Source organism: Streptomyces adustus (genome assembly GCF_009377175.1).
Lineage (GTDB): Bacteria > Actinomycetota > Actinomycetes > Streptomycetales > Streptomycetaceae > Streptomyces > Streptomyces adustus.
Genome location: NZ_VJZD01000120.1, coordinates 1 through 14,806, shown reverse-complemented (window position 1 = coordinate 14,806; position 14,806 = coordinate 1). Strand labels below are relative to the sequence as shown.

Sequence of the window (14,806 nt, the reverse complement as noted above, 5' to 3'; positions counted from 1 at the left end):
GCCGAACGGACTTGCTATGGTCTACCCGTTGGTAGCACGCCGAGCGGGGGACGCCGGGAGTGGGCGGCCGTGATGCCGCGACTTCCCGGGCAGGTCTTCGGTGCGCGCGACCCGGCAAGGGGGCCGGTTCGTCGGGGGATTCCGCGCATCAGCGGGACCTGAATTTCGAACTCCAGTTCCCTTTCTCTTAGATTCGGACAGGTGAAACTCGTCATATGGCTTCCCTGGTTGATGTCCTGACCACGCACGCCTCGCAACAGCCGGACCGCATCGCCTACCGCTATCTCGTCACCGGTGACTGTGACGGAGCATTACAGGAGATCACCTACGCCCGGCTCGCCCGTCGCTCCCGGGCCGTCGCCGCCTGGCTCCAGGACCGCGGCCTGGCCGGGTCCCGCGCCCTGCTGCTCTACCCGTCCGGCCTGGAGTTCATCTCCGGATACCTGGGCTGCCTCTCGGCCCGAGTCGTCGCCGTCCCGGGCGTGCCCCCGCAGGGCCGGGCCCACAACCACCGGGCCCTGACCCGGATGCGACGGCTGATCGCCGACGCGGAACCCGCGGTCGTCCTGGGCGGGCGCGAAGTCGTCGCCGCACTGGACGAGATGGCGCGTGACCTGCCCGAACTGAGCGACCTCCCAAGGGTTGTCACCGAGGACATACCCGACGACGCGGCGGACGGCTGGCGCGCCCCCGACCTCACCGCCGACTCGGTCGCCTTCCTCCAGTACACCTCCGGTTCCACCTCCGCCCCCAAGGGCGTGGTCGTGACCCACGGGAACCTGCTCGACAACGAACGGGTCATCACCGAACGGATGGGCCACACCCCCGACACCATCGAGGAGTACGGCGGCGAACTCGTCCTGAGCTGGCTGCCCATGTACCACGACATGGGTCTGATCGGGCCGGTCCTGAACACCGTCCACCTCGGCCTGACCACCACGCTCTTCTCACCGCTGCACTTCCTCCAGCGGCCCGAGCGCTGGCTGACCGCGATCAGCCGGTTCCGCCCGCACACCAGCGGCGGCCCCAACTTCGCCTACGAGCTGTGCCTCAAGCACGCCACCCCCGAACTCGTCGACAGCCTCGACCTCAGTTCCTGGAAGGTCGCCTTCAACGGCGCCGAACCGGTCCGCGCCGCCACTCTGCGCCGCTTCACCGGCACGTTCGCCCCCGCGGGCTTCCGCCGCGAGGCCTTCTACCCGTGCTACGGCCTGGCCGAGGCCACCGTGATGGTCACCGGCGGCTCGGTGGACACCTCGCCGGTCCTGCTGGAGCCGGCCGACGCGGCAGCGCACACCGGTGCGGCGGACGCGGCCGCGATCGGCTGCGGACGGCCAGGGCCCGGCGTCACCCTCGTCGTCGCCGACCCCGAGCAGGGCGTCGAACTCCCCGAGGGCGAGGTCGGCGAGATCTGGGTGAGCGGCGCGAGCGTCGCCAAGGGCTACTGGCGCAACGCCCTCGCCACCCGGCAGACCTTCCGCGCCACAATGGCCGGCCACGAGGGACGCTTCCTGCGCACCGGCGACCTCGGATTCCTGCGCTCCGGCGAGCTGTTCGTCACCGGCCGGCTGAAGGACCTCATGGTCGTCGACGGGCGCAACCACTACCCGCAGGACCTGGAACTCGCCGCCGAGATGTGCCACCCGGCGCTGCGGCCCGGCTGCACCGCCGCGTTCTCCGTCGACGCCGGGGTGGAGGGCGAACTGCCGGTCCTGGTCGCCGAGGTGGCCCCCGAGGCCGCCGACGAGGCCGAGAAGATCACCGATCTGGTGCGGGCCGCGATCGGTGACGCCCACGGGCTGGCCGTGCACGATGTCGTCCTCGTCCACCCCGGCACCATCCCCAAGACCTCCAGCGGCAAGATCCAGCGCCGCGCCTGCCGGGCCGCGTACCGCGACGGCACCCTCTCGACGGTGGGCGCGCCCGCCACGGGATGACGCCGGGCCCGGGCACGTCCGTCGCCGCGGGCGGGTGCGAGACCGACGACGGGGGACCTCGTCGCCGCCTACGGTCCGCCGCCTACGGTCCGCCGCCTGCGGTCCGACGCCGACGGTACGACGACGGTCGTGGGTGCGGCCGGCGGTGCCGTCGGTTCGACACCGGCGGCGGGTGCTGCGTCGGTCCCGACGGCAACTCGCCCGCGGCGGGCGGGCCGGAGGATGCCTGCGGGTGTACGTCCGTCACGGGCGCGCCCGTTCGCGCCGACGGTCCGGCTCCCGCGTCCCGGCCGGGCCCGGCACCTGGCGCGGGCCCGGGGCACGGTGCCGTCCACGCCCTCGCCGCTGCCCGTTCGACCCCGCCCCGCCGCGCCTCGTCCCGCCTCGTCCCGTCCCGCCTCGTCCCGTCCCGCCTCGCGCGGCCCGTGGCCGCCCGCAGCCGTCGTACGGCCGTGCCCGGTACGTACGGCATTCCGCCTGAACCCCAGCTTCCGAGGACACCTTTTCCCGATGCCTGCGAACGAGTCCCCGAACCGGACACCCGAGCCGTCCCCGACGACCGCCGAGGGCGTGCGGGCCTGGCTGGCGACGGCCGTCGCCGAGGCGGCCGGACTCGACCCGCTGACCGTCGACCCGCACCGGCCCATCGCCGAGTACGGCCTCGGATCACGTCAGTTGGTCGCCCTGACCGTCGAGCTCGCGGAGCATGTCGGCCGTCCGCTGGAGCCGTCCTTCCTGTTCAGCCACCCCACCGTCGCCGCCCTGGCCGACGCGCTGTTCGCCGGCCCTGGGCCCGGGGGAGACCGGCCGGAGGAAGCGGCGTCCGCGCGGCGGCCCGCACCGGCCCATGACGACATCGCCGTCATCTCCATGGCCTGTCACTTCCCCGGCCACGCCGACGACCCCGAGGCCCTGTGGCGGGTGCTGACCTCGGGCGAGGACGCCATCTCCGAAGTCCCCGCGGGCCGTTGGGACACCCGCCAACTCCTCGACCCCGACCCGGAGGCCGTCGGCCGGGCCTACACCCTGCGCGGCGGGTTCCTGGACTCCATCGACCGCTTCGACGCGTCCTTCTTCGGCATCTCCCCGCGCGAGGCCGCGGCCATGGACCCCCAGCAGCGGCTGCTCCTGACGACCGGCTGGGAGGCGATCGAGCGCGCGGGCATCCTCCCCGACAGCCTGAACGGCAGCAACACCGGCGTCTACGTCGGCCTCTACGACAGCGGCTACCTGTCAGCGGCGTCCCTCGGACAGCTCGACGGGCACGTGGGCACCGGTTCGGCGTCCAGCGTCGCCTCCGGGCGCCTGGCCTACACCCTCGGCCTCCAGGGTCCCGCCGTCACCGTCGACACCGCCTGCTCCTCCTCCCTCGTCGCCCTGCACCTGGCGGCCCGGGCCCTGGCAGGCCGGGAGTGCGACCTGGCGCTCGCGGGCGGCGCGAGCCTGCTGGTGACCCCGCGTGGACACGTCGAGTTCAGCAGGCTGCGGGGGCTGTCGCCGTCCGGGCGGTGCCGGCCCTTCTCGGCCGACGCGGACGGGGTGGTGTGGGCCGAGGGCTGCGGCCTGGTGCTGCTCAAGCGGCTCGCGGACGCACGCCGGGACGGCGACCGGGTGCTCGCCGTCGTCCGGGGCTCCGCGATCAACCAGGACGGGCGCAGTCAGGGGCTCAGCGCCCCGAGCGGCCTCGCCCAGGAACGGGTGCTGCGCGCCGCCCTGCACACCGCCGGGCTGCGCCCCGAGGACATCGACCACGTCGAGGCCCACGGCACCGGAACGCTGCTCGGCGACCCCGTCGAGGGCAACGCGCTGGCCGCGGTCTTCGGACCGGACCGTCCGGCCGACCGGCCGCTCGGCGTCGGCTCCCTGAAGTCCGTCATCGGCCACACCCAGGCCGCGGCCGGTATCGCCGGGGTCATCAAGACCGTACTGGCGCTCGGCCATCAGCGGATCCCGGGGTCCCCGCACACCGGGACCCCGACCGAGCACGTCGACTGGGCGCGTGGCGGCCTGCGCCTGCACGACGGCGTCGAGGAGTGGCCGCACCGCGCGGACCGGATACGCCGGGCCGGCGTCAGCGCGTTCGGGATCAGCGGGACGAACGCGCACGTGGTCCTGGAGGAGGCGCCCCGGACAGCGCCCACGGAGGCGCCGACGGAGGCGCCCGACGCGGTGCTGACGGATGTGTCCGACGCGGTGCTGACGGATGTGTCCGACGCGGTGTCGGGGGATGTGTCCGACGCGGTGTCCACGGACCTTCTCTTCCCCCTCTCCGCCCGCACCCTCCCCGCGCTGCGGGGCCAGGCCGCCCGTCTCGTCGAAATGCTGGACGCCCGACCGGAGTTGCCGCTGCCGAGGGTGAGCGCCACGCTCGCCCGTCACCGCACCCACTTCGAGCAGCGTGCCGTCGTCCGCGCCGGTGACCGCGACGCGCTGCGGACCGCGCTGCGCGCCCTGGCCGCCGAGGACGACCGTGGCGACCACGGCGCCGAGGGCGGCCCGACCGTCGGGCCCCGACAGAGCCGGCCCGCCGGCAAGCTGGCCTTCGTCTTCCCCGGGCAGGGCGCCCAGTGGACCGGCATGGCACGGGACCTGCTGGCCCGCGATCCGGTGTTCGCGGACGAGCTCGACCGCTGCGACGGCGCCCTGCGCCCGTTCACCGGGTGGTCCGTCGCGGCCGTCCTGCGCGGCGACGCGGGCGCCCCCGGCCTGGACCGCGTCGACGTCGTACAGCCCGCGCTCTTCGCCGTGATGGTGTCGCTGGCCGCGGTGTGGCGGGCCCGCGGCATCCGCCCGGACGCCGTGATCGGGCACAGCCAGGGCGAGGTCGCCGCGGCCTGCGTCGCCGGGGCGCTCAGCCTCAACGACGCGGCAGCCGTGGTCGCGCTGCGCAGCCAAGCCCTGACCGGGCTGTCCGGCTCCGGGACCATGGCCGTCGTGGGCCTCCCGCACACCGAACTGGAGGACCGTCTCGCCGGACTCGACGGCCGTGTCTCGGTGGCCGCCGTCAACAGCGGTCGTTCCACGGTGGTCTCCGGTGCCGTCGAGGCCGTGGAGGCGCTGCTGGCCGACCTCGACCGGGAGCAGGTCTTCGTCCGCCGCCTCGACGTCGACTACGCGTCCCACAGCGACCGGGTCGAACCGGTCCGCGCGAGCGTCCTGGAAGAACTCGACGGAGTCGTCACCACCCCGACCCCCGTCACCTGGTACTCCACGGTCACCGGCGAACCGGTCGCCGAGGAACTCCAGGCCGACTACTGGTACACCAACCTGCGCGCGCCCGTCCGCTTCGGACCCACCGTGGCGCGCATGATGGCCGACGGATACCGCTGCTTCGTCGAACTCGGCCCGCACCCGTCCCTGTTGACCGCACTGCGCACGGTCGGCGACGAAGTGGGCGAGGACCTGGTCGCCGTCGGCTCGCTGCGCCGGGACGAGGACGGACCGGCCTGCCTGGACCTGGCGACGGCCGAACTCCACGTCCACGGACGGCCGGTCGACTGGCGACGGCTGGCGCCCGGCACCGCGCCCGCCGAACTGCCCACCTACGCCTGGGACCCGCAGCGGTACTGGACCGAGCCCGAGTCCACCGGCGGCGGCTCCGGCCTCCTGGACCGGGCCGCGCACCCGTTGCTCGGCATCCAGCTCCAGTCGGCCGACCAGACCCGCTGGACGTTCCGCAACGAGTGGTCCCCGGCCACCGCGGACTGGCTGCCCGACCACGCGGTGTTCGGCCGGACCGTGGTGTCCGGCACGACCCTGCTGGAGCTGTGCCGCGCGGCGCTCCACACGGCCCGTCCCGACCACCCGGCCGACCTCGCCGACCTGCTCGTCGTCAGCCCGCTCACCCTGCCGTCCGCCGGTACCGTCGAGGTGTCCGTCGAGGTCGGCACGGAGGGACCGGTGCCGGAGGTCACCGTCCACAGCCGTACCCGCGGCGGGGACGCCACCGGCTGGACCCTGCATGCGACCGCTACCGCGATGGCGACCGTGGCTGATGCCCTGACCGGTGCGGCGGACGGGCGGCCGCCCGTATGGCCGGAGGCCGCCGCACCCGCCTGGAGTCCGGACGCCTACGACCGGCTGGCCGGGCTGGGTCTGGGCTACGGTCCCGCCTTCCGGGGCGTGCGGGAGGCCGTCCCGACCGGCGACGGCGAGCTGCTGGCCCGGCTGTCGCTGCCCGCCGTGGCCCGGGACGTGAGCGACCCCTACCCCGTCCACCCCGCGCTGCTCGACGCGGCGCTGCACGTGGCCGCCGCGCTCGACCCGGCCGACGGCCGGGTACTGCTGCCGGTCTCGGTGGGCCGCTGTGTGCTGCCGCCAGGCGACGGCGCGACCGAACTCACCGCCCTGGTACGACGGACCGGCGGCTCGGCGGCCGACCGCACGCTGGAGGTGACCCTGTGGGACGCCGACGGCTTCCCGGCCGGACGGCTGGAGAACGTACGACTGCGGGCGGTGGCGCCGGCCGACCTGGACCCGGTGTCCGAGCACGCCCGTCATCTGTACGAGGTGACATGGACACAGGTGGACGCGACGCCTGAACCGGGGACGGCCGGACCGGGGACGGCCGGACCGGGAACGGCCGGACCCGGGACCGAGGTGCCCGGGACGGCAGTGCCCACGGCGCACTCGGACGCCGGTGCCTGGACCGTCCACGGCGAGCCGTCGGACCCCGCGGTCGAGGCGCTGGCGCACGGCCTCGCCGCGGCGGGCGTCGCGACGGGCGGTCCGGACGCCGACATCGTCGTACGGATCTGGCCGCGCCCGGCGCGCGAGGCGGAACCAGCGGTCACGGCACAGGAGTTGGCCGCCACCGCGCTCACCGAACTGCGCGCCCTGACCGCGCTCGCCCCCGGCGAGGCACCCGCCCGGACGGTATGGGTCACGCGCGGCGCGGTCGCGGCCGCCGAGGGCGACGCCGTGGCCGGGCTCGCCCAGTCCGTGCTGTGGGGCCTGGCCCGCAGCGCCCGCGCCGAGCACCCCGCCCTCGGGCTGACCCTGCTCGACCTCGACGACACCTCCGCCGGGATCTCCGCCGAGCGGCTGAGCACCGCCCTCGCACTGCCCGATGAACCCGAACTCGCCCTGCGCGAAGGGGCACTGCTCGCCCCACGGCTGGTGCGGGCCCGGGCGACGGAGTCGACCGGCGGCCTGCCCGCCGACGGCACCGTGCTCGTCACCGGCGGACTGGGAGCCGTCGGCCGCCACCTCGCCCGAATGCTCGCCGAACAGGGCGTCCCGCGACTGCTGTTGACCTCACGTCGAGGACCGGCCGATCCGCGCGCCGCGGACGTCACGGCCGAACTCGTCGCGCTCGGCGCCGAGGTCGAGGTGGCGGCCTGCGACGTCGCCGACGCGGACGCCCTCGCCCGCGTACTCGACAGGGTCGGCGAGGAGCTGCCGCTGCGCGGGGTCGTGCACTGCGCGGGCGTCCTCGACGACGGCGTCGTCGCCGAGCTGACCCCCGAACGTCTCGCCCGGGTCCTGCGCCCCAAGGCCGACGGCGCCGCACACCTGCACCGGCTGACCGCCGGCCTGCCGCTCACGATGTTCCTGCTGGTCTCCTCGGCCGCCGGAGTGGTCGGCAACGCCGGGCAGGGCAACTACGCGGCGGCCAACGTCTTCCTGGACCAACTCGCCCACCACCGGCGGGCGCTGGGCCTGCCAGGCACCTCCGTGTCCTTCGGCGCCTGGTCCGGCGAGGGGCTGGCCGCCGAACACGCCGACCTGGCACGGATGGCCCGGGCCGGCCACCGCGCCCTCACTCCCGAACAGGGACTCGGACTCACCGTGCTCGCCCTGCGGCGCGGCACCCCGCACCTCGTCGCCTCGGCGCTGGACCTCCCCCGGCTGCGCACGGGCTCGGCGGCCGACGGGGCGCTGTGGCGGTCCCTGCTGCCCGTGCCCGGCACCGCCGGGCGGTCCACGGGCCTGGCGGCGCGACTGGCCCGGTTGCCCGAGAGCGAACGGGCGGGCCGCGTCCTCGCCCTGGTCCGGGAGGAGGCCTCACGCGCCCTCGGGCTGCGCTCGGCCGAATCCGTCCGCCCCGACCGGCCGCTGCGCGAGCTCGGCATGGACTCGGTGACCGCCGTGGAGCTGCGCAACCGCATCGCCGGCCGTCTCGACGTCAGACTCCCCGCCACCCTGCTCTTCGACCACCCCACCCCGGACCGTCTCACCGCGTACCTGCTCGCCGGGCCGCTCGCGACGGAGGCCGGCGGGTCGCGCCGCACCGGGCCGGGCCGGGCGGCCACCACGGCCCCGGCCGGTGCCACGACGGCTCCGGGTGCCGACGAGCCGATCGCGGTGGTGGCCATGGCCTGCCGGCTGCCCGGCGGCGTCGGCGACCCGGAGGACCTCTGGCGGCTCGTCGCGGCCGGACGCGACGCCGTCGGCCCGTTCCCGGCCGGCCGGTGGGACGTGGAGTCGCTGTACGACCCCGACCCGGACGCGGCGGGCAAGACCTACGCCCGCGAGGGCGGCTTCCTCGACGACATCGGCTCCTTCGACGCCGGGTTCTTCGGCATCACCCCGAAGGAGGCCGCCGCCATGGACCCGCAGCAGCGCCTGCTGCTGGAGACCGCATGGGAGGCCCTGGAGCGGGCCGGGATCGTGCCCGACGAGCTGGCGGGCAGCACCACCGGCGTGTACGTCGGCATGTTCGGCAGCGACTACCTGTCCGGCTCCCGGCTCGACCAGCTCGACGGGTACGTCGGCACCGGGTCGGCGCTGAGCGTGGCCTCGGGCCGGCTCGCCTACGCGCTCGGACTGCACGGCCCCGCGCTGACCGTGGACACCGCCTGCTCGTCCTCCCTGGTGGCCACCCATCTGGCGGCCCAGGCGCTGCGCTCCGGCGAGTGCGACCTCGCCCTCGCGGGCGGGGTGACACTGATGGTCACACCGCAGACCTTCGTCGAGTTCAGCCGGCTGCGCGGCCTGTCCACCACCGGCCGCTGCCGCTCCTTCTCCGACGACGCCGACGGCGCGATCTGGGCCGAGGGCGCCGGTCTGCTCGTACTGAAGCGACTGACCGACGCCCGCCGGGACGGCGACGAGGTGCTCGCGGTGCTGCGCGGCACGGCCGTGAACCAGGACGGCCGCAGCCAGGGACTGTCCGCGCCGAACGGCCCCGCCCAGGAACGCGTGATCCGGCGGGCCCTGGAACTGTCCGGACTCGAACCCGCCGACATCGACCACGTGGAGGCGCACGGGACCGGCACCACGCTGGGCGACCCGATCGAGGCGAACGCCCTCGCGGAGGTCTTCGGCGGCTCGCGGCCCGCGGACCGCCCGCTGTACCTGGGCTCGCTGAAGTCCAACATCGGCCACACACAGGCGGCTTCCGGCGTCGCCGCCCTCATCAAGGTCGTCCAGTCGCTGCGCCACGGCCGACTGCCCGCCACACTTCACGCGGACACCCCCAGCCGCCATGTCGACTGGTCGGCCGGTGGACTCGAGCTGCTGCGGCGGCCCGTGGACTGGCCCGCCACGACCGGGCGGCCGCGGCGCGCCGGGGTCAGCGCCTTCGGGATCAGCGGCACCAACGCGCACGTCGTCGTCGAAGAGGCCCCGCCCGCCGAGTCCCCCTCCGGGGCCGAGCCCTCGTCCGGGTCGCTGCCTCCGGCCGGGTCCGAGCTCCCCGCCGGGTCCGTTCCCTTGTCCCGGGCCGAACCCGCCCCGGGCAAGCGGCTGTTCGTGCTGTCCGCGCGGAGCGAGAGCGCGCTGCGCGGGCAGGCGGCACGGCTGGCCCGGCACCTCACCGACGACACCCGCCTCCCGGACGTCGCCCACACCCTCGCCCGGCACCGCGGCCACTTCGAGCGGCGCGCCGCGATCGTGGCGGGCGACCGGGACGAACTGCGCGCCCACCTCGATGCGCTGGCCGCCGGCCGGGCGCCGCTCGCCGGGCCCCGCGAGGACCCGACCGGCAAGGTCGCCTTCGTCTTCGCCGGACACGGCGGCCAGTGGCCCGGCATGGCCGTGGACCTGCTGGCCGAGTCGGAGGCCTTCCGCGCCGAACTGACCCGGATCGACCGGGCGGTGCACCGCCGGGAGGGCTGGTCGGTGCTCAACGTGCTGCGGGCACCGGAGGAGTTCTCCCCGCTCGATCGCACCGAGTACCTGCAACCGGTGCTCTTCGCGGTCAACTCCGCGCTCGCCGCCGCCTGGCGGGCCCTCGGGATCGTCCCCGACGCCGTGCTCGGCCACAGCCTCGGCGAGATCGCCGCCGCCTACACCGCGGGCGCCCTCACCCTGGACGACGCAGTGACCGTCGTGACCGGACGCGCCCGCACGGTCGTCCCGCTGGCCGGACGCGGCGGCATGCTCGCCGTGGACCTGCCGCCCGCCGAGACCGAGGACCTGCTCGCGCCGTACCCGGACCGGCTGTTCGTGGCCGCGGTCAACAGCGCCCGCTCCACCGCCGTTTCGGGGGAGACCGACGCGCTGGCCGACCTGCGTCGACGGCTGGACGAACGAGGGATCGCCGCGCGGCCGCTGTCGACGCCGTTCGCCTCGCACACCCCCCTGATGGACCCGCTGCGCGACGAGCTCCTCGACCGTCTCTCCGAGGTTCGCGGCACGAGCGCCCGCACACCCCTGTACTCGACGGTGCTGGCCGAACCCGTACCGGGCGAGCGGCTCGGCCCCGCGTACTGGTACGCGAACCTCGCGCGTCCCGTGCGCTTCGCGGACACCGTCCGGCGCCTGCTGGACGACGGCTACCGCTACTTCGTCGAACTGAGCCCGCACCCCTCGCTGCTGCCCGCCGTCGAGGCGGTCGCCGCCGAAGCGGGGATCGACGCGGTGGGCGTCGCCTCGCTCCGCCGCCAGCAGGACGGACACGCCGTACTGCTGCGCAGGACAGGTGAGTTGTACACCGCCGGACACGCGCCCGACTGGTCCGCGCTGTTCCCGGACGGCGCCGGCCGCCGGACCGACCTGCCCACGTACGCCTTCGCCCGCGAACGCCACTGGCTCGCCCCCGCGCCCGCCACCACCGGCGGCGGCTCGCCCCTGCTCGGCACCCATGTCGAAGTCGGCGACGAACCCGACCGGCACCTCTTCCAGACCGAACTCGACCTGGACGACAGTCGCTTCGCCTACCTGAGCGACCATCAGGTCGGAGGCGAGGTCTGGCTGCCCGGCGCCGCCCTGCTCGGCATGGCCCTGGAGGCCGCGGCCGGCCTCCAGGACGGCGACGGCGCCGAGGTGACGCTGGCCGACGTCACGTTCGTGCAGCCGCTGCGCCTCGACCCCGACCGACCGGTACGGCTGCAACTGCGGGTGCTGCCAGCCGAGAACGGTCTCAGGGAGTTCACCGTCCGCTCCGCGCCCGCGGGGGAGCGGCGGGCGCGATGGCAGCGGCACGTCGACGGCCGGATCGCCGTCGACGCCTCACCGGCCACGTCGGCGGCCGCGGCCACGGCGGGGACACCCCTCGCCGAGCTGCGCGAACGCTGCACGGAGCAGGTCGACACGGCCGCGCTCTACGCCCGCCTCGCCACCCTCGGCATCGACTACGGCCCGGCCTTCCGGGGCCTGGAGACCGGGCACCGCACCGCCACCGCCGGGCTCGGCCGGCTCGCCGCCCGCCCGGCCGCCGGGCACCTGCTGCACCCGGCCGTCCTCGACGCCGCCTTCCACACGGCCGCCCTGCCCGGCGACGCCCCGCAGGGCCGGGCGTTCGTGCCCGCCGGTCTCGGACGCCTGCGCCACACCGGAGTGCGCACCGCGCCGGTCTGGGTGAGCTGCGAACTGCGCGCCCACGTCGGCGACACGGCCGTCCTCGACCTGGACCTGTGGGACGTCGACGGGCAACTCGTGGTGGAGATACGGGACTTCCGGCTGGCCGCGCTCTCCCCGCTGGACGGCGCGCTGTTCGAGACCCGCTGGCGGCCACGCCCGGCCGCCCAGGAGCCGCCCACCACCGGCAGGTGGCTGATCCTCGCCGACGGCACGGGCACGGCCGACGACCTGACCCGGCGGCTCGGCACCGCGGTGCCGCACGTGATCGCCCGCAGCGGACCGGCATACCGGGCGGACGGGCCAGGCCGTTATGTGCTCGACCCGGCCGACCCCGGGCACCTGGCACGCCTCCTGGGCGAGGAGTTCGCGGATGCGCCGCCCGAGCGGGTGGTCCAGCTGACCGCCCTCGACGCCCCCGCGATCGAGGACGCCCGTACGGCCGAGGACGCCGCGCGCGTGGGCTGTCTGACCACCCTGCACCTGGTGCGCGCCCTCGCCGCCCGCCCGGCCGGCGGCCGCGCACCCCGTCTGTTCATCGTGGTCCGCGGCACCCAACCCGCCGGTGACAGCACCGAGGTGACGCACCCTCAGCAGGCCTTGGCCTGGGGATTCGGCCTCAGCGTGGCGCAGGAGCACCCGGAGCTGGCGACCACCCTCGTCGACCTGCCCGCCGACGGCGGCGCCGACGCCCTGTGGACCCAGCTGTGGCACGCGGACGACGAACGCCTCGTCGCCCTGCGCGACGCGGGCCGGTTCGTACCGCGCCTGGCCCGCACCCGCCCCGACGGCCACGGCGGCGACGGGATCACCCCGGACGGCGTCTACCTCGTCACCGGCGGCCTGGGCGGCCTCGGCCGGGTCGTCGCCGAACGACTCGTCGGCCTGGGCGCGCGCCGACTCGCCCTGCTGAGCCGGGGCACGCCCGACGCGGACACCGCCCGCTGGATCGAGGGCCTCGAACGGCGAGGCGTCACCCTGCACCTCGCCCGCGCCGACGTCGCCGACCGCGCGGGACTGACCGCCGCCCTGGACGCCGTACGACGCGACACCGGACTCGTCGCCGGGATCGTGCACGCGGCCGGTGTCCTCGACGACGCCACCCTCGACGGACTGACCGACGCACGCGTCCGCGCCGTCCTCGCCCCCAAGGTGCTGGGTACCGCCCTGCTCACCGAACTGGTCCCCGAGGCGGGCGACATGGTCCTGTTCTCCTCGGTGGCCGGTCTCCTCGGCTCCGCCGGTCAGAGCCCGTACGCGGCGGCGAACGCCTTCCTCGACGCCTGGGCCCACCACCTCTCCCGCACCGGCCGACGGGCGCTGAGCCTCGACTGGGGAGCCTGGTCCGGGGTCGGCATGGTCGCGGAGTCCCGCACCCGGGCCGCGCAGACCGGCCGGTCCGGACTCGTCGCGTTCTCCCCGCAGGACGGCGGTGAGCTCTTCGAACGCGTCCTGGGCACGCCCCGACGCCAGCTCGCCCCCGTGGCCCTCGACCGTGAGCTGCTGGCCCTCGACCCGGACGCGGTGCGCACCCGCCCGATCCTGGCCGACCTGATCACCGTCCCGGCGGGCACCGCGGCCACGGACGACCTGGTGAAGAAGGTGTTCGCGGCGACGAACGACGACGACCGCGCCGCCTGGCTGGAGACCTATGTACGCGCCCGGGTGGCCGAGGTGTCCGGCGGCCTGGTGGACGCGGCCGCCGGAAGCGCGCTGAAGGAACTCGGCCTGGACTCCCTCATGCTCGTCCGGCTGCGCAACGCCTTCGCCCGCGAACTGGGCGTCGAGCTGCCCGCGGCCGACCTGTTCGCCGTGCCCGACATCCGCGGCGTCGCCCGCGCCCTCGCCGACGGCCTGCCCGACCGCGCCGACCTCCCCGGGCCGACCGCGCCCGACCGGCCCGCCGAGGTGCCCGAGAGCGAGCTGCGGCCCGCGACCAGGGACGTCGTACGCCTGCTGCGCAGCGCCCGGCCCGGTATGCCCGACGCGGCCCACGCCGTCGGACTCGCCGTCCGGCTCACCGCACCGACCACCGAACAGACCCTCACCGGCATCCTCGACCGCCTCGCCGCCCGGCACGCGGCCCTGCGCACGGCGATCGTCACCGCGGCCGAGGGCGGACGCCTGCTGCGCGTGGACCGCGAACCGGACCGGCCGCTGCTGCGGTGGACCGCGGCCGACGGCACGCACGACGGCACCCACGACGCCGCCGACCGGCTGCGCGCCCTGCTGGAGCCGCCGTTCGACCTGACCGGCACCCCGCTGTGGCGGTTCGAACTGCTCGACGGCGGCGCGGCGGGGCAGACCCTGCTGTTCGGCGCCCACCACGCGGTCAGCGACCTCCAGTCGCTGCTGCTCGTCGCAGCCGAGATCGACGCCGAACTGTGCGGCACCGTGCTCGACGGCACCGTGACCAACCGGGACATCGACCTGCTCGTCGAGGCCCAGCGGCCGGGCGGCGAGGGGATCGGCGCGGACTGGCCCCAGGCCTTCCACGGCAGTGAGCGCCTCGACCTCGCCCACGCCGCACCGCGCCCGCCGACCCGGTCCTACCGGGCCGGCAGCGTAACCCTCACCCTCCCGGACGGCCTGCTGCAACGCGTGACGGCCGCCGCGAGCCGCCTCGCCGTCACCCCCGCCGCCTTCTGCCTGGGCGTCCTGACGGTGCTGCTGGCCAGGAAGCGCCGACGTGAACGGTTCGTGCTCGCCGTGCCCGTGGACACCCGCATCCACGCCGACGCGTACGACGCGGTGGGCTTCTACGGCATCCCCGTGCCGTTCCCGGCCGAGGCCCGGGCGGCCGACACGGTCGAGGAGGTGCTGCGCCGCACCGACGAACGGCTCCGGCGGATCCTGGCCAAGGGTGCCGTGTTCTCCGACGTGCTGCCCACCCTCGCCCGGCAGGGCCTGCACCGGCCCGACGCCCCGCTCGTCGAGGTGTACTTCAACTACGTACGCTCCACCGGCCGTCTCGGCCGCCTGGAGGTGCTGCCGGCCGGGACGGGCTACTCGGACCTCGACCTGATGATCACCATGATCCCGGACGCGGGCCGCGTCCGGCTCGACCACAACCTCGACCTCCTCGACGCGGCCGCCGCCACCGGGCCTGTCTCTTATACACAGCT

General features: G+C 75.4%; 2 protein-coding genes. Both read left to right on the top strand.

Annotated features, from left to right (window positions below; all coding sequences use genetic code 11):
• Positions 1-215 precede the first annotated feature (215 nt).
• Entirely contained in the window at positions 216-1,937 is a 1,722-nt protein-coding gene (locus tag FNH09_RS26200) for a fatty acyl-AMP ligase (protein ID WP_152892201.1), read from the top strand.
• 510 nt (positions 1,938-2,447) lie between these two features.
• A partial coding sequence (locus tag FNH09_RS26195; RefSeq protein ID WP_152892199.1) for a type I polyketide synthase occupies positions 2,448-14,806 on the top strand: 12,359 nt, incomplete at its 3' end.